Raw genomic sequence first — 250 nt, 5'->3', positions numbered from 1 at the left:
CGGCCACCCCTACCCCCAGACACTGCAGGTGCTGGAACGCGAACTGCCCCGGCTGAAGGCAGAAGGCATCGTGCTGATCGGCCTTACGCAGATGATCGCCGAGCGTGGCAACCAGGCCATGCCTGCCCACGGCAAGCATGGCCGTTACAGCAACCGCTGAGCCCTCAATCGAACGGGATGATGCCGCTCGCCTGCTCCAGGGTCAGCTTGCCGCGGTGTACACGAACGCTCGCGGCAGCTTCTTCGCGTC

The 250-nt window shown here is 65.2% G+C and carries 1 pseudogene; it reads left to right on the top strand.

What is annotated here, in order from left to right:
- Positions 1–160 (top strand): annotated as a pseudogene (locus SB756_RS33320) (divergent polysaccharide deacetylase family protein); the annotation flags it as partial.
- Positions 161–250 lie beyond the last annotated feature (90 nt).

This window comes from Pseudomonas sp. SIMBA_068 (assembly GCF_046534705.1).
Taxonomy (GTDB): Bacteria; Pseudomonadota; Gammaproteobacteria; order Pseudomonadales; family Pseudomonadaceae; genus Aquipseudomonas; species Aquipseudomonas putida.
Note: the sequence above shows the minus strand (reverse complement) of the source record. Positions and strands in the feature narration are given on the sequence as shown.